The 24,624-nt window shown below is 71.6% G+C and carries 20 protein-coding genes; 3 read left to right on the top strand and 17 right to left on the bottom strand.

Translation table 11 applies throughout. The features are described 5' to 3' along the window. Positions 1 to 58 precede the first annotated feature (58 nt). The 13 genes from DEJ22_RS06165 to DEJ22_RS06105 form a co-directional block, all read right to left on the bottom strand. Positions 59 to 1,396: a cell division protein FtsQ/DivIB gene (locus DEJ22_RS06165; RefSeq protein WP_111225799.1), complete on the bottom strand. Its 1,338-nt coding sequence runs from the start codon at positions 1,394 to 1,396 to the stop codon at positions 59 to 61. Continuing rightward, the gene (gene murC / locus DEJ22_RS06160) at positions 1,393 to 2,811 is read right to left on the bottom strand and encodes a UDP-N-acetylmuramate--L-alanine ligase (protein ID WP_111225798.1); all 1,419 of its coding nucleotides are present in this window, start codon (positions 2,809 to 2,811) and stop codon (positions 1,393 to 1,395) included. The genes DEJ22_RS06165 and murC overlap by 4 nt, the downstream gene beginning before the upstream one ends. Continuing rightward, entirely contained in the window at positions 2,808 to 3,917 is a 1,110-nt protein-coding gene (gene murG, locus DEJ22_RS06155) for an undecaprenyldiphospho-muramoylpentapeptide beta-N-acetylglucosaminyltransferase (RefSeq protein ID WP_111225797.1), read from the bottom strand. Before murG ends, murC begins: the two co-directional genes overlap by 4 nt. Continuing rightward, a complete protein-coding gene (ftsW, locus tag DEJ22_RS06150) occupies positions 3,914 to 5,188 on the bottom strand; it encodes a putative lipid II flippase FtsW (protein ID WP_111225796.1) in 1,275 nt (424 codons plus the stop codon). Before ftsW ends, murG begins: the two co-directional genes overlap by 4 nt. Next, a complete protein-coding gene (gene murD, locus DEJ22_RS06145) occupies positions 5,157 to 6,686 on the bottom strand; it encodes a UDP-N-acetylmuramoyl-L-alanine--D-glutamate ligase (protein WP_111225795.1) in 1,530 nt (509 codons plus the stop codon). Before murD ends, ftsW begins: the two co-directional genes overlap by 32 nt. Then, positions 6,676 to 7,779 carry a phospho-N-acetylmuramoyl-pentapeptide-transferase gene (mraY, locus tag DEJ22_RS06140; RefSeq protein WP_111225794.1) on the bottom strand — a complete coding sequence of 368 codons (1,104 nt, stop codon included), beginning with the start codon at positions 7,777 to 7,779 and terminating at the stop codon, positions 6,676 to 6,678. The genes murD and mraY overlap by 11 nt, the downstream gene beginning before the upstream one ends. Further along, a complete protein-coding gene (locus DEJ22_RS06135; RefSeq protein ID WP_111225793.1) occupies positions 7,776 to 9,272 on the bottom strand; it encodes a UDP-N-acetylmuramoyl-tripeptide--D-alanyl-D-alanine ligase in 1,497 nt (498 codons plus the stop codon). Before DEJ22_RS06135 ends, mraY begins: the two co-directional genes overlap by 4 nt. Continuing rightward, on the bottom strand, positions 9,269 to 10,894 hold the full coding sequence (locus tag DEJ22_RS06130; RefSeq protein ID WP_111226368.1) for a Mur ligase family protein: 1,626 nt from the start codon (positions 10,892 to 10,894) through the stop codon (positions 9,269 to 9,271). The genes DEJ22_RS06135 and DEJ22_RS06130 overlap by 4 nt, the downstream gene beginning before the upstream one ends. A gap of 14 nt (positions 10,895 to 10,908) precedes the next feature. Next, on the bottom strand, positions 10,909 to 12,678 hold the full coding sequence (locus DEJ22_RS06125) for a peptidoglycan D,D-transpeptidase FtsI family protein (protein ID WP_111225792.1): 1,770 nt from the start codon (positions 12,676 to 12,678) through the stop codon (positions 10,909 to 10,911). A gap of 50 nt (positions 12,679 to 12,728) precedes the next feature. Further along, the gene (gene ftsL, locus DEJ22_RS06120; protein WP_111225791.1) at positions 12,729 to 13,466 is read right to left on the bottom strand and encodes a cell division protein FtsL; all 738 of its coding nucleotides are present in this window, start codon (positions 13,464 to 13,466) and stop codon (positions 12,729 to 12,731) included. A 1-nt stretch (position 13,467) separates the two neighbouring features. Then, complete coding sequence (gene rsmH, locus DEJ22_RS06115) at positions 13,468 to 14,424, bottom strand: 16S rRNA (cytosine(1402)-N(4))-methyltransferase RsmH (protein ID WP_111225790.1); 957 nt, start codon at positions 14,422 to 14,424, stop codon at positions 13,468 to 13,470. A gap of 108 nt (positions 14,425 to 14,532) precedes the next feature. Beyond that, positions 14,533 to 14,964 carry a division/cell wall cluster transcriptional repressor MraZ gene (gene mraZ, locus DEJ22_RS06110; RefSeq protein ID WP_111225789.1) on the bottom strand — a complete coding sequence of 144 codons (432 nt, stop codon included), beginning with the start codon at positions 14,962 to 14,964 and terminating at the stop codon, positions 14,533 to 14,535. Positions 14,965 to 15,504: 540 nt separating this feature from the next. Next, positions 15,505 to 15,906 carry an SCO2097 family morphological protein gene (locus DEJ22_RS06105; RefSeq protein WP_111225788.1) on the bottom strand — a complete coding sequence of 134 codons (402 nt, stop codon included), beginning with the start codon at positions 15,904 to 15,906 and terminating at the stop codon, positions 15,505 to 15,507. Between the two features lie 148 nt (positions 15,907 to 16,054). Between DEJ22_RS06105 and DEJ22_RS06100 the strand changes: the two genes are divergently transcribed. Then, on the top strand, positions 16,055 to 17,152 hold the full coding sequence (locus tag DEJ22_RS06100) for a polyprenyl synthetase family protein (RefSeq protein WP_502862420.1): 1,098 nt from the start codon (positions 16,055 to 16,057) through the stop codon (positions 17,150 to 17,152). Positions 17,153 to 17,218: 66 nt separating this feature from the next. Here DEJ22_RS06100 and DEJ22_RS06095 read toward each other — a convergent pair whose 3' ends face one another. Continuing rightward, the gene (locus DEJ22_RS06095) at positions 17,219 to 17,584 is read right to left on the bottom strand and encodes an Rv2175c family DNA-binding protein (RefSeq protein ID WP_111225786.1); all 366 of its coding nucleotides are present in this window, start codon (positions 17,582 to 17,584) and stop codon (positions 17,219 to 17,221) included. A gap of 163 nt (positions 17,585 to 17,747) precedes the next feature. Between DEJ22_RS06095 and DEJ22_RS06090 the strand changes: the two genes are divergently transcribed. Beyond that, a complete protein-coding gene (locus tag DEJ22_RS06090; protein ID WP_258379501.1) occupies positions 17,748 to 19,013 on the top strand; it encodes a LysM peptidoglycan-binding domain-containing protein in 1,266 nt (421 codons plus the stop codon). Positions 19,014 to 19,125: 112 nt separating this feature from the next. Next, entirely contained in the window at positions 19,126 to 21,159 is a 2,034-nt protein-coding gene (pknB, locus tag DEJ22_RS06085; RefSeq protein ID WP_181430637.1) for a Stk1 family PASTA domain-containing Ser/Thr kinase, read from the top strand. Positions 21,160 to 21,328: 169 nt separating this feature from the next. Here the strand turns inward: pknB and DEJ22_RS06080 are convergent, their stop codons facing one another. The 3 genes from DEJ22_RS06080 to DEJ22_RS06070 all read right to left on the bottom strand — a co-directional run bounded on the left by DEJ22_RS06080 (position 21,329) and on the right by DEJ22_RS06070 (position 24,621). Further along, complete coding sequence (locus DEJ22_RS06080) at positions 21,329 to 22,672, bottom strand: class II 3-deoxy-7-phosphoheptulonate synthase (RefSeq protein WP_111226366.1); 1,344 nt, start codon at positions 22,670 to 22,672, stop codon at positions 21,329 to 21,331. 231 nt (positions 22,673 to 22,903) lie between these two features. Continuing rightward, complete coding sequence (locus tag DEJ22_RS06075) at positions 22,904 to 23,626, bottom strand: lysophospholipid acyltransferase family protein (protein WP_111225784.1); 723 nt, start codon at positions 23,624 to 23,626, stop codon at positions 22,904 to 22,906. A 41-nt stretch (positions 23,627 to 23,667) separates the two neighbouring features. After that, the gene (locus tag DEJ22_RS06070; protein ID WP_111226365.1) at positions 23,668 to 24,621 is read right to left on the bottom strand and encodes an ROK family protein; all 954 of its coding nucleotides are present in this window, start codon (positions 24,619 to 24,621) and stop codon (positions 23,668 to 23,670) included. Between the last annotated feature and the right edge of the window lie 3 nt (positions 24,622 to 24,624).

The following is a 24,624-nucleotide window of genomic DNA, read 5'->3' as shown; positions in this document are numbered from 1 at the left end:
TGTCGCGCCGCCACGCCGCGTGTCGCCGATCACGTCGGTCAGATCGACGCCGTCCGGGTCAGTCCTTCGCCCGGATGATCCCGTTGTCGGGAGCCGACACGTCGAACTCGACCTTCCGGTCCGGGTCCCGGCTCGCGTGGTCCTTGACGAGGGCCGCGAGCAGGGCCGCCTTGGTGTCCGAGGCGTCCGGGCTCCCCCACACCACGGTCGATCCGTCGTCGAGGGTGAGCGTGACGTCGTCGGCGGTGCTGGCACGGACGTCGGTCACCTGGCGGCGCACCGTCGAGGGCAGTGCGAGCACGACCTCGGTCATCGTGCGGAACACCGACGACCCGAGCTCGGCGCGGGCGAGGTCGGCGACCGGGACGCCCTCGGGACGCTCCGGTGCGGACTGCACGACGATGCCGGCCGGATCGACGAGGTCGTACGACGAGCCCGACCGGACCGCGACGACCGGCGTGCGCTCGGTGACCGTGACGACGAGGGTGTGCGGCGGGAGTTCCTCGGTCACGTAGCTCTCGATCAGCGGGAAGCCGGCGATGTCCCGCTTCACCGCACCGAGGTCGAGCCGTGCGAGCGGGGTGCCCAGCTGGTCGGAGAGCGCCTGGCGCAGCGCCGTCTCGTCGACCCGGTCCGTGCCGCGGATCTCGATCGTGCGCAGCGCCATGAGCGGCGAGTACACGGCGACGAGGATCGATGCACCGAAGACCACGACGACCGTCGCGGCCGTGATCCACGCGGCGCGGCGGTGCCGGGCGCGGCGGGTGAAGCGTCGGACCTCGGCACGCTCGAGCAGCCGGCGGCGGCGCTTCGCGACACGGGCCTCGCGGGCCGTCTCCGCCGCGCGCACGCCCGCGCCGAGCGGCGTCGTGCGCTCGTGCCCGCGGTCATCGGACCGGTCCGTCGCGGTCGGCGCGACGGGGTCGACGACGTCGGTGACCGTCGCGACCTGCTCGCTCACGGTGCCGTCCGCGCGACCCGCGTCGTCGCTCCCGGTCGGGGTACCCGCCGCCGGGCGCCCGGACGTCCGTGCCGCGTGGTCGTGGTCGCCGTCCTGCTGGTACTCGCGGAGCCGCTCCGCGACCGACGAGAGGCCGACACCGAGACGACGTCCGGCGGCGCTGGCGACCGCACCGGCACGGTCGCGGCGACCCCGGCCGTCGACCGGCGTGCGGTCGGTCGACCGGGGTCCGGCCGGCGTGCGGCGAGGCGTGGTGACCGCCCCGTCACCGGGCGCCGACGTGTCGGCGGGGGGCCCGGCCTCCTGGCCGTCGGCCGCTGCTGAGCGCGACCGACGCGGGACCGCCGGGCCACGACGCTGCCGTGGTGCGCGGGCACCACCGGTCGGGGCGTCCGGTTCCTCCGGCCGCCCGTCGAAGCCCTCGGGACGCTTCACTGCGCGCGCGTCCCGTCGTGCAGGGCGCCGAGCACCTGCGGGATGATCCGGTACACGTCGCCGCAGCTCAGCGTCATGATGATGTCGCCGTCACGGGCGACCTCGGCGGCCCGGGCGGCCGCGTCGTCCCAGTCCGGCAGGAACTCGACGCGCGACTGATCGGCGAAGCGCTCCTGCACGAGGGCACCGGTGACACCGGGTTCCGGGTCCTCGCGGGCACCGTAGACGTCGAGCACGACCGTGTGGTCCGCCAGCTCCTCGTAGACCTTCGCGAAGTCACCCGCCATGAGCCGCGTGCGCGAGTAGAGGTGGGGCTGGTGGATCGCGATGATGCGCCCGTCCCCCACGACGTTCCGGGCGGCCCGCAGTGCGGCGGCGACCTCGGTCGGGTGGTGCGCGTAGTCGTCGTACACCGACACCCCTCGCTCGACGCCGTGCAGCTCGAACCGACGCTCGGTGCCGCCGAAGGCCTCGATGCCGCGGATCGCGTCCTCCGGAGCGACACCGAGCCCGGTGAGCACCGCGAACGCCCCGACGGCGTTGATCGCGTTGTGCCGACCGGGCACACGGAGGGTCAGGTGGTGGCGTTCCCCCGCGGCGCGGAGGTCGACCTCGACGCTGGCGGCCTCGACGATGCGCTCGATCCTGACGTCCGCGTCGGCGGCCTCGCCGAAGGTGACGACACCCGGGGCGCCCGGCCGGGCGCGGACACCCTCCGTGACGCGCTTCGCACCCGCGTCGTCGCTCGACACGACGATCCGCTCGCTCGCCTTGCCGGCGAACTCGACGAAGGCGTCGATGAACGCCTCCTCGCTGCCGTAGTGGTCGAGGTGGTCGGCGTCGACGTTCGTGATGAGCGCGACCGCGACGTCGTAGAGCAGGAACGAGCCGTCGGACTCGTCGGCCTCGACCACGAACAGGTCGCTGCCGCCCGGAGCCGAGCTCGTGCCGAGGGACTGGATCACCCCGCCGTTGACGAAGCTCGGGTCGAGTCCGAGCTCGACCAGCGCCGTGACGATCATGCCGGTCGAGGTGGTCTTGCCGTGCGCACCGGCGACCGCGACGAGGCGGTGGTCGGCGATGAGCGCCGCGAGGGCCTGCGAACGGTGCAGGACGGGCAGCCCGCGCCGCTGGGCCTCGAGCAGCTCGGGGTTGTCCGGCCACAGCGCGCTCGTCACCACGACCGTGTCCGCGTTCCCGAGGTTCGCGGCGTCGTGGCCGATGTGCACCTCGGCACCGAGCTCGCGCATCGTGCCCGTCGTCGCCGTCTCGCGGGAGTCGCTGCCGGTCACCCGGTGCCCGGCGGCCAGGAACATCCGGGCGATGCCGCTCATGCCGGAGCCACCGATGCCGACGAAGTGGACCGTGCCGAGGTCGTCCGGGATCGGCTGGGTCAGGTCCGGCTTGATGGTCATCGTTCCTCCGTGCTGCTGGTGCTGCTGTCGCTCGTGCGCTCCGAGGCGTCGCGGACGAGGGTCGTCATGCGGTCGGCGCCGTCGCGGTGTCCGACGCTGCCCGCCCGGACCGCCATGTCGGCGATCCGCGCCCGGTCGCGGAGGATCGCGAGCAGCTGGAACGTCACCCACTCCTCGGTGAACTCCGCGTCGTCCACCAGGACCGCTCCCCCGGCGTCGACGACGTCCTTCGCGTTGTACCGCTGCTCGCCGTTGCCCACCGGGTACGGCACGAGCACGCTCGGCAGGCCGACGGCGGTCAACTCGCAGACCATCCCGGCACCGGAGCGCGAGACCACGAAGTCGGACGCCGCGTAGGCGAGGTCCATCCGGTCGCAGTACGGCAGCACGTGGTACCCGTCGAGGTCGCTCGGACCGATGTCCGACCTGCCGCCCACGACGTGCAGGACCTGCCAGCCGGCGTCGACGATGGCGGTGGCCGACCGGTTGACGGTCGTGTTGATGCTCCGCGCGCCCGACGAGCCGCCGGTCACGAGGAGGACCGGGCGGTCCGGGTCGAGCCCGAACTCCGCGAGCCCCTCCGCACGGGCAGCACGCCGGTCGAGCGTCTCGATCTCCTTGCGGAGCGGCATGCCGACGACGCGACCGTGCCGCAGGCGCGTGTTCGAGAACGTGACCCCGACGTGCCGCGTCAGGAAGGCGGCGAGCCGGTTCGCCAGGCCGGGCTTGGCGTTCTGCTCGTGCACGACGATCGGGGTGCCGGTCCGCTTCGCGGCGATGTAGGCCGGTGCGGCCGCGTAGCCGCCGACGCCGAGGACCACCTCGACGTCGTGCTCGCGGATGAACTGCTCGGTGCGACGCACCGCGCTGGTGAACCCGCCCGGGAAGCGGAGCGCGCGAGCGTCGAGCCGGCGTGGGAACGGCAGGCGCGGGATCGTCAGCAGCTCGTACCCGCGCATCGGGACGAGCCGCGACTCGAGACCCTCGGCCGTGCCGAGCACGAGCACGCGCGCGTCCGGATCGCTCTCGGTGAGCCGGTCCGCGACCGCGAGCAACGGGTTGACGTGACCGGCGGTGCCGCCGCCGGCGAAGAGGTAGGTGCTCACCGGAGCACTCCGTTCTGTGGTGCGAGACCGTCGCGGGTGGCGGCGGACTGCCCCCGCCCGGGCAGCTCGCGGGCGAAGGACAGCACGACGCCGATCGCCACGAGGGTCATGATGAGGGCCGAACCACCGGCCGAGATGAGCGGCAACGGGACGCCGAGCACCGGCAGCAGGCCGAGCACCACCGCGATGTTGACGAGCGCCTGCCCGATGATCCAGGCCAGGATGCCGCCCGTCGTGGTGCGCACGAAGGGGTCCGTCGACTGCCGGATGACCTTGATCATGCTGACGGCGAGCACGACGAAGAGTGCGAGGACGACCACCGCGCCGATGAGCCCGAGCTCCTCGCCGATGATCGCGAAGATGTAGTCGTTGTCCGCCTCGGGCAGCCACGACCACTTCGCCTTCGAGTTGCCGAGCCCGACGCCGAACACCCCGCCGGACGCGAGCGCCCACATGCCGTGGACGGGCTGCCAGCAGAGGTCCTGGAACTGGTTCGAGTCGGTGCAGCCGGAGAGCCACGCGTTGATGCGGTACGACCGTGACGCCGACGTCATCGTGACGAACGGCAGCACGACCGCGACGGCACCGAGGATGAGGAGCAGGTGCTTCGCTCGCGCGCCCCCGATGTAGAGCGCGCCGAGCAGCAGGATGAGCATGATCATCGCGGTGCCCTGGTCGCCGCCGAGGAGCACCATGCCGAGCGGCAGCACCGTGGCGATGCCGATCGGGACGAAGATCTCCTTCCAGTCGTGGAGCTTGTCCCGCTTCACGTAGAAGATCGCGCCGACCGCCAGCGCGATCCCGAGCTTCACCGCCTCGGACGGCTGCGCGGTGAACGAGCCGAAGCCGACCCAGTTCCGGTTGCCCTGCACCTCGATGCCGAGCGGCGTGTACACGAGCAACTGCAGGACGAGTGCCGCTCCGAGGATCCGCATCGCCCACTTGCGCCAGGTCCGCGCGGGGACGCGGCTGGCGACGAGCATCAACGGCACGCCGAGCACGGCGTACAGGCCCTGACGTGAGGCGGCGCCGAAGAAGTCGTGCGTGGCCGCGTACTGCTCGACGCTCGACGACGACAGCACCATCACGACGCCGAACACGACGAGGAAGAGCGTCACGCCGAGGATCGTGTAGAACGTGCTCGACTCCGCGACGAAGAGGTTCTTCACCGCGACGACGGCACCGCGACCCCGGTGGGGTGCGTCGGCGTGCGGAGTGGTGCCCGTCGTCCGGCTGCCGCTACGGCCGCTCGGGAGATCCGTGGTCGCCATCGGCTGTGCCTCCCAGGTGCTCGTGGACCGCCGCCGCGAATCGACGCCCCCGGTCGGCGTAGGAACCGAACTGGTCGAACGACGCCGCCGCCGGGGCGAGGAGGACCGTGTCGCCAGGTCGCGCGACCGAAGCGGCATGCCGGACCGCCTCGGGCATGACCTGATCAGTGTCCGTCGCCTCGACCTGCAGGACCGGGACCGCGGGCGCGTGTCGTGCGAATGCCTCGAGCACGGGCGTGCGGTCGGTGCCGATCACGACCACGGCTCGGGCAGCGGGGCCGAACCGCTCGACGAGGCCGTCGACGTCGACGCCCTTGAACTGCCCGCCGACGATCCAGACGACGGTCTCGAAGGAGGCCAACGACGCCGTGGCGGCGTGCGGGTTGGTCGCCTTCGAGTCGTCGACCCAAGCGATGCCGTCCGCCGTCGCGACGTGCTCGGTCCGGTGGTGGTCGGCGCGGAAGCCCTGCACGGCCGTGCGGATGTGCGCGGGCTCCACGGCGGCGGCACGCGCGAGGGCGGCCGCGGCGAGGACGTTCATGGTCATGTGCGGACTGGCGAGACCGGCCTGCTCGAGGTCCGCGATCGTCGCGAGCTCGAGCGCGCTGTTGCGGCGGTCCTCGGTGAAGGCGCGGTCACAGAGCACGTCGTCCACGATGCCGACGTCGCCGGGCGCGGGCACCCCGGGTGTGAAGCCGACGGCGCGGCACCCCTCGACCACGTCGGCGTCCTCGACCATGCGACGGGTCGCCTCGTCCGAGGTGTTGTAGACGCAGGCCATGACGGTGCGCTCGTAGACCTTGGCCTTCGCGGCGCGGTACGCCTCGGCGGACCCGTGCCACTCGAGGTGGTCGTCCGCGATGTTGAGGCAGGAGCTCGCGAGCGGCACGACCGCGCCGTCGCCCGAGGTGGGCATGTAGTGCAGCTGGTGGCTCGAGAGTTCGACGACCAGCACGTCGAAGCCCTCTGGGTCACGGACGACGTCGAGCACCGGCACGCCGATGTTCCCGCACGCGACCGCCCGGAGCCCGGCGGCCGCGAACATCGCGGTCGTCAGCTGCGTCGTCGTGGTCTTGCCGTTCGTGCCCGTGATGGTGACCCACGGTGCGGCGATCGGGCCGCGCACGACCTTGTCCCGCACCCGCCACGCGAGTTCGATGTCGCCCCAGACGGTGCTGTTCGCGCTCGCCCACTGCACCGACGGGTTGTGCGGGGGAAGGCCCGGCGACACGACGACGACGTCCGGGGCCTGGGCCTCGAGTGCGGCCGGCACGGTGTCGAGCGGGGTCCGCTCGAACCGCGCGCCGATGACGTCGAGCAGCTCGATGGTGTCCGCTGCACCGTCCGGTGCGTAGACGACCACGTCGCTGCCGAGCTCCACGAGCGTGTCGGCGACGGAGAAGCCGGTCGAGCCCAGGCCGAGCACGGCGACGCGCAGCCCCTTCCAGCCCTCGGCGTACCAGCTGTCGAGTCCGTCGAGGCGGGTGTCAGCCGACACGGGCGATCCACTCCAGGTAGAAGAGCCCGACACCGGCCGCGACGCAGAGCCCCGCGATGATCCAGAACCGGACGACGACGGTCACCTCGGCCCACCCCTTCAGCTCGAAGTGGTGGTGCAGCGGGCTCATCCGGAAGATGCGCTTGCCGTGGGTGATCTTGAAGTAGGCACGCTGCAGGATGACCGAGCCGGTGACGATGAAGAACAGGCCACCGATCAGGATCAGCAGGAGCTCGGTGCGGCTGAGGATCGCCAGGCCGGCCAGCGCACCGCCGAGCCCGAGCGAGCCGGTGTCGCCGAGGAAGATCTGCGCCGGCGAGGTGTTGTACCAGAGGAAGCCGATCAGGCCACCGCAGACCGCCGCGGCGACGACGGCCAGGTCGAGCGGGTCGGACGTGCTGTAGCAGGCGTGCGCGGTGCTCTCGTCGAGCCGGACGCCGCCGCAGATCTGGTTCGACTGCCAGAACCCGATGATGACGTACGAGCCGATCGCCAGGATGCTCGAACCGGTGGCGAGGCCGTCCAGGCCGTCGGCGACGTTCACGCCGTTCGACGTGGACACCGTCAGCAGCACGATCCACGCGAGGTACAGGACCGTCCCGATCACGGTGCCGAGCACCATGAAGTCCAACCAGGGCACGTCGCGGATCGCGGAGATCATCGTCGACGCCGGGGGCTTGCCGTTGCCGGTCGGCACCACGAGCGCGATCGTTGCGAAGACCACGCCGACGATCACCTGCCCGAGCACCTTCGCCCAGCCACCGAGGCCGAGGCTCCGCTGGCGACGGACCTTGAGGAAGTCGTCGATGAAGCCGACGAACCCGAGTCCGACCATGAGGAAGAGCACGAGGAGACCGGACAGCGTGACCGAGTCGCGACCGACCAGGTGCCCGACGAAGTACCCGAGCACGGCGCCGATGATCAGGACGATGCCGCCCATGGTCGCGGTGCCGCGCTTCGTGTGGTGCGACTGTGGTCCGTCGTCACGGATGAACTGTCCCCACCCGAGACGGTGGAACAGTTTGATGAACAGCGGTGTGAGCAGCAGCGTGAACACCAGCGCCACGGCGCCGGCGACGAGGAGCGCGATCATTCGGTGACACCTCCGAGGCGGTCGCCGAGGAATCGCAGTTCGGCGGACTTCGAGGACTTGACGAGGACGACGTCGCCGGGGCGCACCATCTCCTGCAGGGCACGGACGGCGTCGTCGACGTCCTCGATGTACACGGACTCGCCGTCCCACGACCCTTCGAGGGTGGCGGCCTGGTGGATCGGCGCGGCACCCGGGCCGACGACCACGAGCTGTCCGATGCCGAGACGGACGACGAGCCGGCCGATGCGGTCGTGCTCCTCGGTCGCGAACTCGCCGAGCTCCGCCATCTCCCCGAGCACGGCGACGGAGCGCTCCCCCGGGCGCACGACCTGCGCCAGGGTGCGGAGCGCGGCCGCCATCGAGTCGGGCGACGCGTTGTACGCGTCGTTGATGACGGTGACGCCCTCCGGGCCGCCCTGGAGGAGCTCCATGCGCCAGCGCTCGGCTCGCGTCATCGACGCGAGCGCCTCGGCGCCGGCGGCGAGGGGCACGCCCCACAGGTGGGCGACGGTGAGCGCGGCCGACGCGTTCATCGCGTGGTGCTCGCCGAGGATGGCGAGGCGGACGTCGACGGTCTCCGGGACCGGCGACGTGCCTCCCTCGTGGTCCGCGGCGGCCTCGTCCGGCACGGGAGGCGCGGTGAGCGTGAAGCGCGTGCCGCTGCGGTCCGTCTCGATGCCGGCGATGCGGTAGTCGGCACCGGCGGACGTGCCGAAGCCGACGACCCGTGCGGCGGTGATCGCGCGCATCGACGCGACCCGGTCGTCGTCCACGTTGAGGAGCGCGGTCGCGGTGGCGGGCAGGTCGGTGACCATCTCCGACTTCGCGCGCTGCGTCGCCTCGATGCCGCCGAACTCGCCGGCGTGCGCGAGCCCCACCTTGAGGACGACGCCGACGTCCGGCTCGGCGATCGAGACGAGCTTCGCGATGTGGCCCTTGCCGCTCGCCCCCATCTCGACGACGAGGAACCGCGTGTCGTGCGTGATGCGGAGCATCGACACCGGGGCGCCGACGTGGTTGTTGAACGATCCCTGCGGCGCGACGGTGGCACCGTGCTGCTCGAGGATCGTCCGGAGCATGTTCTTGGTGCTCGTCTTGCCGTTCGAGCCGGTGATGCCCACGACGCGCAGGGGCGCCGGACGTCCCTGCTCGTCGACGCGGTCGGCGCTCGAGGCACGGACGCGCGAGACGACCTCGTGCGCGAGCGTGGCCAGGGCCGCGTAGCCGTCGGCCACGACGACCTGGGCCGTCTCCGACCCCGCCGGCAGGTCGACGGCGCGCTCGGTCACGACCAGGGCCGCACCGGCCTCGGCCGCGGCCGGGACGAAGCGGTGGCCGTCCGTCTCCTCACCGAGGAGCGCGAAGAACACGCTGCCGGGGCCGACCAGGCGGGAGTCGGTCTCGACGCTGCCGTCGACGACCCGCTCCGGGGCACCGCTGACGAGCTCGCCGCCGATCGCGGTGGCGATCTCGGCGAGGGTCAGGGCGATCATCGGATCTCCTCCGCCGGACCGGAGTTCGGCTCCCAGCCGGCCTCTCGCAGGGCCTGACGGGCCTCGTCGCGGGCCGAGTACGGCGTGCGGACACCGGCGATGTCGCGGTAGTCCTGGTGTCCCGGGCCGGCCCAGAGGATCGAGTCCCCGTCGCCGAGCAGGCCCACGGCCTTGCGGATCGCGGCCTCCGGCGGGCTGACCTCGTACGTCTCGTGGTCCGGGTACGCCTCGCGCGCGGCATCGACCAGGGTCTTCCGGATGCTCGCTGCGTCCTCGAAGCGGGGGTGGTGGTCGGTGATGACGAGGATGTCGCTCCCCGCCGCCGCCACGCGGGCCATGTCGCCGCGCTTGGTCGTGTCGCGGTCGCCGTCGGCGCCGAAGAGCATGAGGACCTTGCCGGGGGTGAACTGCCGTACGGCGGCGAGGGTGTTCTCGAACGCGTCGGCGCTGTGCCCGAAGTCGACGTAGACGCTCGGCCCACGGTCCCCGGAGACACGCTCGGTGCGGCCGGGCAGGTAGCACTCGATCGCGCTGACACGGTGCTCGTCGGTCTCGTCGGCGTACCGACGGTGCCCGGACTCGAGCGCCTGCGCGATGGCGCCGAGCTCGAAGCCGCCCTCGACCAGCATGACGATCGCCAGCGCCGCGTTGGCGGCCATGTGCCAGCCGATCAGCGGCACACGGGTGGTCAGCTCGCGGCCCTCCGGTCCGATCAGGCGGAACTCGGTGTACGCGGCGTGCGCCTCGACGATGTCGACGTGCCACTCGGCCTCGACCTCGGGGTGCACGGTGATGGTCGTGACCGGGATGCGGGAGTCCTGCACCACGCGGTGGCCCCAGTCGGTGTCCAGCGAGACGACGCCGCGTCGGGCGTGCTCGGGCTGGAACAGCGGGAGCTTCGCCTGGTAGTACTCCTCCATGTCGGCGTAGTCGTCGAGGTGGTCGTGCGACAGGTTCGTGAACCCGGCGACGTCGAAGACGATGCCGTCGACGCGGTGTCGACTGAGGGCCTGGGCGCTCACCTCGACGGCGACGGCGCGGACCTCGGCCTCGCGCATGCGGGCCAGCAGTGCGTGCATCTCGCTCGCCTCGGGGGTGGTCAGGCGGCTCGTCACGCTGAGCGAACCGATGTGGCGCTCGGCGGTCGAGCTCAGGCCGGTGACCAGGCCGAGCTGCTTGAGGACACCCTCGAGGATGTAGGAAGTGCTCGTCTTGCCGTTCGTCCCGGTCGTCGCGAAGAGCTGCGGGAGGTCCGTGGCCTCGTCGGGGTGCGTCCGGTAGACCCAGGCGGAGACGTCGCCGAGGGCCGCCCGCGGGTCCTCGACCACGAGCACGGGCAGCCCGGCGGACTCGGCGAGGGCGACGCCGTCCGCGTCGGTCAGCACCGCGACGGCACCACGCTCGGCGGCCTCGGCGGCGAACTGCGCGCCGTGCCGGTTCGCGCCGTGCACGCCGACGAACAGGTCACCCGGCTGCACCTCGGCAGCACTCAGCGTGACGCCCGTCGTCTCGACGGCGTCGACCGAGCCGACGACGCGCATGCCGAACGCGTTCGCGAGTTCGGCCACGCTCCTCGGGGTCGGGTGTTCGGGTCGGAGGACCGGGGGGATCCGTGCGGACAAGTGCTCCTTCTTCCTCACCACGTGGACGGGTACAGCTGCGCCTCGGCCGTGGAGGGGGCTACTCGGTACTTCTCGAGCACCTGGGACATGAGTGTGCGGAACGCCGGAGCCGCTCCGCTGGACCACTTGTTGGTCTGCGGCTTCGTGAACGTCACCGTGACAACATACTGGGGGTCCTCGGCGGGTGCCATTCCGGCCACCGACGTGATGCGCTGACCGCCGTAGCCCTTGCCGCCCTCGGCGACCTCGGCGGTACCGGTCTTCGCGGCGATGTTGTAGCCCGAGATCGGCTTCATGCCGACGAGCGTGCCGCCCGTGACGACGCTCTGCAGCATCTTCACGGTCTGGTCGGCAGCCGCGGCCGACACGACCCGGGAACCCTGCACGTCGGGCGCGTCGATCGTCTCGCCGTCGGCGGTCTTGCAGCCCTTCACCATGTGCAGCGGGATCCGGACACCCTCGTTGGCCAGGGTCTGGAACACACTGGCGACCTGGATCGCGGTGGTCGAGATGCCCTGACCGAACATCGAGTTGATGTTCGTCTGCTGGTCCCAGTCCGGGCTGGCGCCGTACTGCATGCCCGGCTGGCCGGGGTACTGGATCGCGGACTCCGGCTCGAACAGCCCGAACTTCTTCATGTAGTCGTAGCGCTGCTGCGTCGACAGCCGCGCACCGAGCTCGGTGATGCCGACGTTCGACGAGTTCTGCAGGATGCCGGTCAGCGTCAGGTTCTCGGTCGGGTGGAACTCGGAGTCCTGGATCTTGCCGCCCCAGGGGAAGGTCCGCGAGTACGGCACGACGGCACGGTCGGTCGGGCTCGACTTGCCCTGGTCGATGAGCGCCGCGGCGATGGCCGCCTTGATGGTCGATCCCGGTTCGTAGGTCGAGGTCAGCGCGCGGGAGCCGAACGCGCCCTTGTCGGTGGTGGCGTCGACGTCGTTCGGGTCGACGGTCGGGTAGTCGGCGACGGCGAGGAGCTCGCCCGTCTTCACGTCGACGACGGTGGCGGTGGCGGACTCGGCCTGCAGGCTCTTCGCCGCCGAGGCGATCGTCTGCTGCGCCATGTACTGCAGGTCGCTGTCGATCGTGGTCTCGAGCGTGCCGCCGTCCTTGGCCTGCTCCGTCGTCCGGGTGCTGCCGGGCAACTGCACGCCGTCCTCACCGCGTTCGTACGTCTCGGAGCCGTTCTTGCCGGCGAGGCACTCGTTGTAGGAGTACTCGAGACCCGCCTGGGCGCCGTCGGTGCCCATGAAGCCGGTCAGGGCACCACCGGTCGCACCCATCGGGTAGACGCGGGCGGACTGCTGCTCCTTGTAGACCCAGGGGATGCCGAGCGCGACGACGGCCTCGTAGTGCTGCACGTCGAGGCCCTTGACCAGGTACGCGAAGTCCGACTTCGGGTCGGCCGCGATGGCCTTCTGCATCCTGCTCAGGTCCCCACCGGACGCGGCCGCCAGCGCCCGCAGCGCGTCGTCCACCGAGACCTTCTTGGTGCGTTCGCCGCCGAGCTTGCCGTCGAAGCCCGCGACGAGTCGCGGTGACGTGACGATGTTGTAGCGGTTGACGCTCTCCGCGAGCTCCGTGCCGTTGCGGTCGACGATCGCCCCCCGGTTGCCGTAGATCGTGACCGGGATGCTCCGCTTCGCCTTCGACGCCTCGTTGAGCGCGGCCGCCTGGACCACCTGGATGTCGACCAGGCGGATCACGAAGACCGCCACGAGGGCGATCACGGCGATGATCACCACGCCGTAGCGGAGTCGTGGACTGCGGATGGTCTTCGTCACGCGCTGCGGTCCTTCCCGGGTGGTGCGGCGGCAGGGGTCCGGCCCGCGGGTCAGCGGGTGGTGGGTGCCTGGAGCGGGTTCGCGTCGGACTCTACGTCGGTGGCCGAGCTCGTCCCGGCCGACTCGCTGGCGCCTGCGCTCTTCCCAGCGTCGTTCGTGCTGGTGCTGTCGGCGTCCGTCGACGTACCCGCATCGGTGCTGCCGGTGCCCGTGGTCGCGGCACCGTCGCCGGACGCGGTCGCAGGGCCGGTCGCGTCCGCGCTCCCGGACGTGCTCCCCGCGCCGGTCGTCCCGTCGGGCCCGGCGGCCAGCGGCACCGGGTCCAGCAGCGCGTTCGGCACCTGGTTGTCACCGCTCGCGGTCGCCTCGTCCGGGGCGGCGGGCGTCGGCGTGCCGTACACCTGACCGGTCTTCGGGTCGAGGTACACCGGCGTGGAGTTCGCGATCATCCCGAGCGCCTGCGCGTTGCGGGCGAGGTTCTGCGGCGAGTCGAGCACGCGCAGTTCCTCGGACAGCGACTGCTGCGTCCGGGAGAGCTTCGTCTGCTCGGCACCGAGGGCGTCGAGGGTGTACGCGCCCTGGCTGAGCACCATGCTGATGCCGAGCTGCGCGAGGAGCAGCACGCCGAGCGCGACGACGCCGGTCACGGCGTAGGCGATCTTCGGCCGCGCACGCCGCTGCGACTTCGAGGGCGCGACCTCGACGAGCTCCGGGCGGTTCCGACGCGGCGGCCGCGGGGCACGCGACGGTGCGTCGACGGGGTCGACGAGTGCGAGGTTCGTGCTCATGTCACTTCCGGATCCGCTCGGCCGCGCGCAGGCGCACGGGGATGGCTCGGGGGTTGGCGGCGCGTTCGGCCTCGTCGGCCAGTTCGGCGCCCTTGACGACGAGGGAGTACGTGGGAGCGTGCTCGGGCAGCTCGACCGGCAGCCCGGCCGGAGCGCTCGAGGTGGTGCGTTCGACGAGTGCCCGCTTCACGAGGCGGTCCTCGAGCGACTGGTACGACTCGACGACGATCCGGCCGCCGACCGCGATGACGTCGAGCGCGGCGGGGATCGCCCGCTCGAGCACGGCGAGCTCGGCGTTGACCTCGATCCGCAGGGCCTGGAAGACCCGCTTCGCCGGGTGTCCCTGCCGTTGCACCGCGACCGGCGTCGCGTCGTGCAGGACCTGGACCAGGTCGCCCGACATCTCGAACGGCCGTTCGCCGCGCCGTTCGACGATGGCGCGGGCGTACCGGCCGGCCAGCTTCTCCTCGCCGTAGCGCTGGAAGATCCGGCGCAGCTCGCCCTCGTCGTAGGTCGCGAGGACGTCGGCGGCGGTCTGCCCCTCGGTCCGGTCCATCCGCATGTCGAGCGGGGCGTCCTGGCTGTAGGCGAACCCGCGCTCGGCACGGTCGAGCTGCAGCGAGCTGACCCCGAGGTCGAACAGCACGCCGTCGACCTGGCGGAAGCCCTCGCCCTCGACCGCGTCGAGGATCCCGTCGTACACGGTGTGCACGAGCCGCACACGGTCGCCGAAGCGCGCGAGCCGCTCCCCCGCGATGCCGAGCGCGTCGGTGTCGCGGTCGAGCCCGATGAGGGTGAGCTCCGGGAAGCGCTCGAGCAGCGCCTCGGAGTGCCCGCCCATACCGAGGGTGGCGTCGACGACGACCTTGGCCGGCCCCTCGAGGGCGGGGACGAACAGGTCGACGATGCGCTGGAGCATCACCGGTGTGTGCGGGAACTTCGGCTGGTCGTCGGCCATGTGCAGCCCCTGCGACCCTCTGCGCCACGCATCCGGATCCCCATCCATGCGACCTGACACCGGGGAAGGTGTGTCAGGGCACCACGGCTGGGAGTCCCGATCCGCGGATCAGAAGATCCCTGGGATCACCTCCTCGTCGTTGTCGGCGAAGCCCTCTTCGACCTCTGCGTAGTAGGCCTCCCACGCGGGGGTCGACCAGATCTCGGCACGGTCACCGCTGCCGATGACCGTGAGGTCCCGCTCGAGCCCCGCGTACTCACGGAGGTTCTGCGGGATCGTCACGCGGTTCTGCTTGTCCGGGGTCTCCGCGCTCGCTCCGGAGAGGAACAGACGCATGTAGTCCCGGGTGCGCTTCGAGGTCATCGGAGCCGTCCGGATCCGCTCGTGCAGTTGCTCGAACGTCTCCGCACTGAAGACCACGACGCACCGTTCCTGCCCGCGGGTCATCACGAGACCCCCGGACAGTTCGTCCCGGAACTTGGCGGGGAGGATCACGCGACCCTTCTCGTCCAGCTTCGGGGCATGGGTACCGAGCAGCACGTCGGGGCCTCCCCTCCGCTCCACCGGACCGTCGTGACCCCCACTTTACTCCACTTCGCTCCCCGCGGAACGGTCAATGCTCCTCAGAACGGCCCGAACCCCCGGACTGGGGCCGCGGACGCAGGCCCTGGGCCTGCCCGAATCACCGCCGATCCGCAGCAGCACGCGGATGTGGAGCGGAATGGGGGACGTGGAGGGAAGTGGAGGACTTTCGCAGCCTCGGGGCGGCCGAGGGCGCACCGGACGGGAGGCACGGCGCGCGCCCGCCCCGCGCCTCCCGTCCGTCAGCGCTCGCGCCGGCTCCCGCGCTGACCGTTCCTTCCCATCACGCGCGCGATGGAAGGAGGGATCGGGCACACCGTGCCCATCCGTTCGACCAGGTACGCCCGAACGCGCCAGGTGTGCCCGGAACCGCCGGGGACAGCGGGCGGCGCGAGTCGGCGAGCACGAGCACGGGCACGCCCGCGCCGGACACACCCCGCACACGACGACGGGGCCGGTCCCGAAGGACCGGCCCCGTGGAGGCGTGTGGAGGAGGCGCTACTGCTGCCCCGGGTCGTTGCGCTTGTCCCAGCGCTCGTTCATGCGGTCCATGAAGGACCCGCCCGACGACGACGGACGCGAGGGCCGACCGGAGGACGGCTTGCCCGCCCGCGGCGCCTTCGCCCCGGACTTCGGCATCCGCATGCCAGGGCGCAGTGCGTAGAGCACGCCGGCGAGCATGACCACGAAGCCCGGCAGACCGAGCCACGGCTGCTTGAGCGCGAGGGCGAGCACCACGATGGCGATGCCCGCGAGCGCACCCAGCACACCGATGGTGATCGACGTGTAACTCGCGCGGCCCTGGCGGCGCGTCACACGCGCCACGAAGTCGGAGTCGTTCTGGTAGAGGCTCCGCTCCATCTCTTCGAGGAGTCGCTGCTCTTGCTCCGAGAGTGGCATCTTGTTTCCCTCTTGTTCCTGGGGATGCTGTCTGGGTGACCGCTGGTGTGCCGCGCTGCTACCGGGTTGTGGCAAGCGCTGAAGTGGACCGATTCTATGACTCGACCGCTCCACTAGGGTAGGGATCGTGGCTGAGAGTACGCGATTAGTGGACCTCGTATCGGCGCGGGTCGACCGGGCACTCGACGAGCAGCGAGAGCGACTCCTGGCGATCAGCCCGGACCTCGCCCCGTTCGACCGGTACGCCCGTGACCTGCTGTCCGGCGGCAAGCGCTTCCGGGCACTGTTCTGCTACTGGGGTTGGCAGTCGGTCGCGGGCCGCTCCGGCTCGTTCGACCCGCTCGCCGAGGGGTCCCGACAGACCACCGCCGAGGCCGTCGTGACGGTCGCGGCCGCGCTCGAGGTCTTCCACGCGGCGGCCCTCGTGCACGACGACATCATGGACCGCTCCGACACCCGTCGCGGCCGCCCCTCGGCGCACCGGCGCTTCGAGTCGCTGCACCAGGAGTCCGGCTGGACCGGCGACCGCGCGCTGTACGGCACGAACTCGGCCCTGCTCCTCGGCGACGTGCTGCTCGCGCTGAGTGACTCGCTCTTCGACGAGGGCCTGGCGCTCCTCGACCCCGCCCGCGCCCGGATCGTCCGCCAGGAGTTCCACACCATGCGACTCGACGTCACGGCGGGGCAGTACCTCGACGTGCACGAGGAGACCGCGTGGCCGTCCACCGACGAGTCGGAGCACCTCGTGCGCGCGCAGCGGGTCATCGTCTTCAAGTCGGCGAAGTACTCGATCGAGGCCCCGCTCGTCATCGGCGCCCTCGTCGCGGGCGCCTCCGAGGCGCAGCTCGACGGCCTGCGGTCCTTCGGCCTGCCGCTCGGCGTCGCCTACCAGCTGCGCGACGACCTGCTCGGGGTCTTCGGTGATCCGGAGGTGACCGGCAAGCCCGCCGGCGACGACCTCCGCGAGGGCAAGCGCACCGTGCTCATCGCCTCGGCCCGCAAGTCGCTGCCGTCGGGTCCGCGCCAGCTGCTCGACGAGCTGCTCGGCGACCCCGACCTCGACGAGGAGCAGGTGCAGATGCTGCGTGCGACCCTCACCGAGTCCGGTGCGGTCGCGGCGGTCGAGCGGTCGATCGAGCGGCACGTGCAGCGTGCCAAGGCGGCGCTCGAGGCCACTCCGCTCACGCCGTCGGCCCGCGATCAGCTGCTCTCACTCGCCGACACCGTGAGCCGCCGCGTCGCGTAGGCACCCGACCGCGGACGGGAGGCCCGTGGTGGCGTCGCCGCGGCCTCCCGTCCGCCCGGGCTGGTGTCAGAGCAGGGACTGGGCGACCCGGCGCACCTCGGCCTTGCGGCCGGCGCGCAGCGCGGCGATCGGCGAGGTGCCGAGCGCGGGCTCGTCGGAGAGCATCCATCGGACTGCCTCGTCGTCGGAGAACCCGTTGTCGCCGAGGACGATCAGCGTGCCGCGCAGCTCCGGCAGCGGCTCGGGGCCGTCGAGGAACTCGCTCGGCACCCGCAGCACGCCGTCCACGCGGGCGGGCAGCAGCGTCTTCTGCTCGAACAGGCGGTGGATCCGACCGGGTGTCACCCCGAGCAGGTCCACCAGGTCGGGCACCGTCAGCCAGCGCTCGGAGAGGGTCGTGTCGTCGGTGGGTACAGCACTCACGCGCCCCATGTTGCCAGAGCCGCGGGCCGGTTCGGTCGGTCACGCCGATCACACCAGTCACACCCGCAACATCCGACTCTCTGGTTGACTTGGGAATCACGCCATGCCAGCGTGGAGACACCTGTGAGTGCTCGCACACGCGCACGGCTCACCCAGGACAGGAGACAACCCCGTGGACAACGCTGCAGACGACGCCGCCCGGCGCGCTCGATCCGCCCGGTTCGCCACCATGCCGATCGTCCTCGCGGGCACGATCGCCGTCACCGCCGGCCTGACCGGCCCGGTGGCGCACGCCGAGCCCCGCCACGACGACGCCGCGAAGAAGCGGCACGTCGACGAGGACCGCAACGTCGGGCACCGACCGGTGCTCGGCACCGCCGTGGCCCGCCCCGCCACCACGACCGCCACGACCGTCGCCGCCGTGTCGAAGGCCCCGACGACGTACACGGTCCGCCAGGGCGACACGGTGTCCGGCATCGCCGCACGGTTCGGCCTGTCCGCGCAGGAGGTCCTGGTGCGCAACGGCCTCGGCTGGAACACCATCATCCACCCGGGGCAGACCCTGCACCTGTCGTCGGCGCCCGCGGCACCCACGGCCGCCCCGGCGTCGACCGGTGGCAGCGGCAGCTACCACGTCAAGTCGGGTGACACGGTCTCGGGCATCGCCGCCCGCGTGGGCGTCTCGACCTCGGCGATCCTGTCGGCGAACAACCTGACCCAGCGGTCGGCCATCTACCCCGGCCAGACGCTGACGATCCCCCGCGCCGGCACCGCGGCGAAGCCGGCCCCGGTGGCGACCACCGCACCGGCCGCACCGGCCGTGACGCAGGCCACCAGCGTCAAGATCGCCGCGGGCGACACGATCGGTGCCATCGCCGCCAAGCACGGCGTGTCGGTCAAGGCACTCCTCGCTGCGAACGGCCTGAGCTACACGAGCACGATCTACGCGGGGAAGACCCTCGTCCTCCCCTCCGCGAGCACGAAGCCGACGACCACGCCCACGGGCACCGCGGTGACCACGACGGTCGGGAGCGTCAACGGCGTCGAGTTGACCGGGGAGCAGCGCCGCAACGCGGCCACCATCGTCGCCGTCGGTCGGACCCTCGGCGTCCCGGACCGCGGCATCGTGATCGCGCTGGCAGCCGCGCTCCAGGAGTCGAGCCTGCGCAACCTGTCGCACGGCGACCGCGACTCCGTCGGCCTCTTCCAGCAGCGACCGAGCCAGGGCTGGGGAACGACGGCCGCCCTGCAGGACCCGGCCACCGCGGCCGAGCTCTTCTACACGGGCAACCCGGGGAAGACCCGCGGCCTCATGGACGTGCGGGGGTGGTCGTCGATGAGCCTCACCGCCGCCGCCCAGGCGGTCCAGGTCTCCGCCTACCCGGACGAGTACGCCAAGTGGGAGCAGACCGCGCGCGCCCTGCTTGCCTCGCTCTGACCCCGCTCCTCCCTGGCCGTCCGGTGGGACGAGTCATCCTCGAGATCGAGATTGGGTCACGACCGGAGCGTCAGGTCGGGCGCGGCCATGACGCCTTCGTAGAATGCCGCCGATGACCACGAACGCCGCCACGGATCCGATGATCGGTCGCATGATCGACCAGCGGTACCGCGTGCGCTCGCGCATCGCGCGCGGCGGCATGGCGACCGTGTACCTCGCCACCGACGTCCGGCTCGAGCGCCGCGTCGCGATCAAGATCATGCACGGGCACCTGGCCGACGACCAGGCGTTCCGGGAGCGCTTCATCCAGGAGGCGAGGTCCGCCGCACGCCTGTCACACCCCAACCTGGTGGGCGTGTACGACCAGGGCGCCGAGGACGACACCGCCTACATCGTCATGGAGTACATCCCGGGGATCACCCTGCGGGACCTCCTGCAGGAGCACCGGGCACTGACACCGGAGCAGGCGACCGACATCCTCCGGGCCGTGCTCGCCGGACTCGCCTCGGCACACCGCGCGGGCATCGTGCACCGCGACCTCAAGCCCGAGAACGTCCTGCTCGCCGACGACGGGCGGATCAAGCTCGGTGACTTCGGCCTGGCCCGGGCGACGACCGCGAACACCGCCACCGGCGCGGCCCTGCTCGGCACGATCGCGTACCTCTCCCCCGAGCTCGTCACGCGCGGAGCAGCCGACTCCCGCAGTGACATCTACGCGCTCGGCATCATGCTCTACGAGATGCTCACCGGCGAGCAGCCCTACAAGGGCGACCAGCCGATGCAGATCGCGTACCAGCACGCGAACGACACCGTGCCCGTCCCGAGTGCAGCGGAGCCCGGGGTCCCGCCGGAGCTCGACGACCTGGTGGCCTGGGCGACCGCACGCGACCCGGAGGACCGCCCCCGCGACGCCCGCGAGATGCTCGACCACGTCTCGGGCAGCCAGCAGCGCGCGACGGGCCAGTACCGGACCGCGGTCCTCCGCCCGGAGAACGCCACCGCCATCCTGCCGGCCGGCGGCTCGTCCCCGTCGTCGGCCGACCGGGCGACCGGCGAGCCCGGCAACGCCGACGCGACACGGGTCATCGCCGGCTCGACCGGCGAACCGGTCGCTCCGGGGCGCCGTGGCGCTCCCGGCCCACGCCGGACCGGCGCGCAGCCCGGCGCGCTGTCCCCCGCCGGTCAGCGACTCGCCGACAAGTCCGCGAAGCGCCGGAAGCGGGGCTGGATCGTCCTCGCGGTCGTCGTCGTGCTCGCGGTCGTCGCCGGGGTCGTCGGGTGGGCGCTCGGCCCGGGTCCCTGGGGCAACGTGCGGATCCCCGAGGTCACCGGCAAGTCGGTGACGCAGGCACGTCAGCTCCTCCAGGCGCAGGGCCTCGAGCCCGCGGCACGCACCGGCACCCGGTACGACGCGGTGGTGGCGAAGGGCAAGGTCTCGACGACCGAGCCCGCTGCCGAGCGCGAGGTCAGGAAGGGCACGGCGGTGCAGATCGTCGTCTCCGACGGCCCGCGGATGATCGCGCTGCCGGCGATCGTCGGTCAACCGCTGTCCACCGTCACGGCGGCGCTCGACGACGACTTCCAGCTGCAGGACGACCAGTACGAGTTCTCGGCGGACGCCCCGGAGGACACCGTGATCGCGGCGAAGGGCCTGGGCGCCGACGGACAGACCGTCGACCTGGCGTCCGTCGGCGAGTACGCCGAGCGGGGCCCGGTCACGCTGACGGTCTCGCTCGGAGCAGTCCCGGACGTCACCGGGAAGACCCTGGACGAGGCGACGACAGCCCTCGACAGCGTCGGGCTCACCGTCGGCTCGCAGCAGGAGCGCTACAGCGACGACGTGCCGAAGGGCCACGTCATCGCGTCGTCCGTCGAGGACTCCCCCGCCGTCCGGGGCTCGGCGGTCGACCTCGTCGTCTCCCGCGGCCCGACGCCCATCACGCTGCCGGACGTCGCCGGCAAGACCATCGACGAGGCCACGTCGACCCTCGAGAACCTCGGGCTCGACGTCTCCGTGCCGGAGTGCAAGAACGTGCTCTGCCGGTTCTACGACTGGAAGTCGGCCCTGCCGGTGACCGCGACCGACCCGGTCCAGGGCTCGACGGTGTACCGCGGCGACACGATCACCCTGTCCTACGAGCAGTAGGCACGGCGGCCACGCGCACACGCGCACCGTCGGCGCGGACCGTGCGTGGCAGGTCGTGTGACCGCCCGCCGCTCGGAGCCCGGCGTGACCACGGACGAGACGGGTCCGAGACGGACGGGAGGCGCGGTGCCAGTCGGCGCCGCGCCTCCCGTCCTGCGTACGGTCCGGACTACGGGCGCACGTACGGGTGCGCGCTGAGCTCCTCGGCGACCAGGAACGCGAGTTCGAGCGACTGCATGTGGTTGAGGCGCGGGTCGCAGAGCGACTCGTAGCGCGTCGCCAGGGTGGCCTCGTCGATCTGCTCCGACCCGCCCAGGCACTCCGTGACGTCGTCGCCGGTGAGCTCGACGTGCATGCCGCCGGGGTAGGTGCCGACCTGCCGGTGGGCCTCGAAGAAGCCGAGGACCTCGTCCACGACGTCATCGAAGCGACGGGTCTTGTAGCCCGTCGGGGTGGTGAGGCCGTTGCCGTGCATCGGGTCCGTGACCCAGAGCGGGTTCGCGTCCATGCCCTTGATCGCCTCGAGCAGCTTCGGTAGCTCGTCGCGGATCCGGCCCGCACCCATGCGGGTGATGAACGTCAGGCGACCCGGCTCGCGCTCGGGGTCGAGCTTGTCGACCAGGGCCTGCATGTCGTCGACGCTCGTCGTCGGGCCCAACTTGACGCCGATCGGGTTCCGCACGCGCGACAGGAAGTCCACGTGGGCGCCGTCGATGTCCCGCGTCCGCTCCCCGATCCAGATGAAGTGGCCGGAGGTGTCGTAGGCGAGGCCGGACCGCGAGTCGATCCGGGTCATCGGGCGCTCGTAGTCCATGAGCAGCCCCTCGTGCGAGGCGTAGAACTCGGTGTGCTTGAGCGCCTCGAAGTCCGCCCCGCACGCGTCCATGAAGCGGATGGCGCGGTCGATCTCCTTCGCCAGGTGCTCGTACCGGGCGTTCGCCGGGTTCGACGCGAAGCCCTTGTTCCAGGAGTGCACCTGCCGCAGGTCCGCGAAACCGCCCTGCGTGAACGCACGGACCAGGTTGAGCGTCGACGCGGCCGTGTGGTAACCCTGCACCAGGCGACGCGGGTCGGCCTGGCGGCTCTCGGGGGTGAAGTCGTAGCCGTTGACGATGTCACCGCGGTACGCCGGCAGCGTGACGTCACCGCGGGTCTCGAAGTCGCTCGACCGGGGCTTCGCGAACTGCCCGGCCATGCGGCCCATCTTGATGACGGGCATCGACGCCCCGTACGTGAGCACGACGGCCATCTGCAGGATCGTCTTCACGCGGTCGCGGATGGAGTCAGCGGTCGCTCCCGCGAAGGTCTCGGCGCAGTCACCGCCCTGCAGCAGGAACGCCTTCCCCTGCGCGGCAGCGGCGAGTCGGTCGCGGAGCTTGTCGACCTCACCCGCGAACACGAGCGGCGGCAGCGTGGCGATCTCGGCCGAAGCGGCCTCGGCCGCCGCGGCGTCCGGCCAGGTCGGCTGCTGCTTGATCGGGAGCGTGCGCCAGTAGTCGAGGCCCTCGATCACGTCCGGATCCTGCAGGGCGACGAAGTCAGGCGACTCGATCAAGGCGGTACCTCACGGTTCTGGGTGGTGTCAGGAACGTCTGCCTGTGCGCAGACCGCACCGGCCGGGGCCGGAGTCCTCAGATCCTACCGTCCGTGCGGGGACGGCCGCTCCCGCGTGACGCCCCGTCGACGGGGTCGACCCCGACCACGCGACCCCCGGTCGACGAGGTCCGTCCGGCGCCGCTCGGTGTCAGGCAGCGGGGCCGCGGCGCTCCTTCATGACCTGCTCGCGGGCGCTGCTCGCACGCTCCTTGACACTCGTCGCGTAGACGTCGACGTACTCCTGGCGGCTCAGGCCCGCGAGCTCGTGCATGACCTCGTCGGTGACGCTCCGCAGGATGAAGCGGTCGGTCTCGAAGCCCTCGAAGCGCGAGAAGTCGAGGGGCTTGCCGAAGACCACGCCGACGCGCTTGAACTTCGGGAACTTCTGGCCGATCTGCTGCACCTCGCGCGTGCCGACCATGGCGACCGGGACGACCGTGACGCGCCCCTCCAGGATCATCCGCGCGATGCCGGTGCGACCGCGGTACAGCCTGCCGTCGGGGCTGCGCGTGCCCTCGGGGTAGATCCCGAGCTGTTCCCCGCGGGCGAGGACCTGGAGCCCGGTGTGGAGCGATGCCTCGGACGCCTTGCCACCCGAGCGGTCGATCGGCAGCTGGCCGATGGCGTTGAAGAACGTCTTCGTCGCCCACCCCTTGAGCCCGCGCCCCGTGAAGTAGTCGCTCTTCGCCAGGAACGAGATCCGCCGGTCCAGCACCGCGGGCAGGATCACCGAGTCGATGAACGAGATGTGGTTGGACGCGAAGATCACGGGCCCACGGGCGGGGACGTGCTCACGCCCGATGACCCACGGCCGGAAGAGGGTCAGGATGAGCGGGCCGAGCAGGAAGTTCTTGAGCAGCCAGTAGGTCATCGTCGACTCCAGTTCGGGACGCGCGTGCCGTCGGGGTGACCCTACGCCGTGCGGGCGTGGATGCGGGCGAGGTCGGCGGCACCGACGACGCCGGCGTCGTTGACGAGCTCCGCGATGACGAAGTCGGGCTCCGGGTGGTACCCGCGGGCCGGCAGGTTGTTCAGGTAGGCCTGCTTGATCGGCTCGAGCAGGCGGTCACCCGCGCTCGCGACACCGCCGCCGAAGACGAAGAGCTGCGGGTCGAGCACGGCGGAGAGCGAGGCGCAGGCCTCGCCGAGGTGCCGACCGAGGCGACGGAGCGCCGCCAGTGCGCCGGGGTCGTCGGCGAGGATGAGGTCACCGACGATCGCGCCGTCGAGGTGCCCGCCGTTCTGCTCGCGGGCGTCGGCGAGCGCGGACCCGATGCCCCCGGCGTCGGCCACGTCGTTCGCCATGCGCTGCAGGGCACGGCCCGAGCCGTACTGCTCGATGCAGCCGCGGGCGCCGCAGCCGCAGGGCAGGCCGTTCGGGACGATGCGCAGGTGGCCGATCTCGCCACCGGTGCCGAAGCCGCCGCGGAACAGGCGGTCCTCGGTGACGATCGCGCCGCCGACACCCGTGCCGATCGTCAGCATGGTCATGTCGGACACGAGCCGCCCCGCGCCGAAGCGGAACTCCGCCCAGCCGGCCGCGTTCGCGTCGTTGTCGACGGTGATGTGCAGGTCGCCGAGCCGCTCCTGGAGCTTCTGGCGCAGGGGTTCGTTCCGCCACCGGATGTTCGGCGTGTAGTAGACGATCGACTGCGAGGCGTCGATGAAGCCCGGGGCCGCGACGCCGACCGCTCCCACGTCGTGGGCGGCCCGCAGACGCGCGACCATCGTCACGACGTCGTCGAGCATGGCGTCCGGGTCCGCCGCGTTGGTGGCGACGCGGTCCTCGGCGATGATCTCCCCGAGCTCCGTGACGACCGCACCCGCGATCTTGGTGCCCCCGATGTCGATTCCGATGGCATGCACGAG

Origin of the sequence: Curtobacterium sp. MCSS17_007, from assembly GCF_003234175.2 — a bacterium.
In the GTDB taxonomy this organism is placed as follows: domain Bacteria; phylum Actinomycetota; class Actinomycetes; order Actinomycetales; family Microbacteriaceae; genus Curtobacterium.
This window is presented reverse-complemented; position numbering and strand designations above follow the sequence as displayed.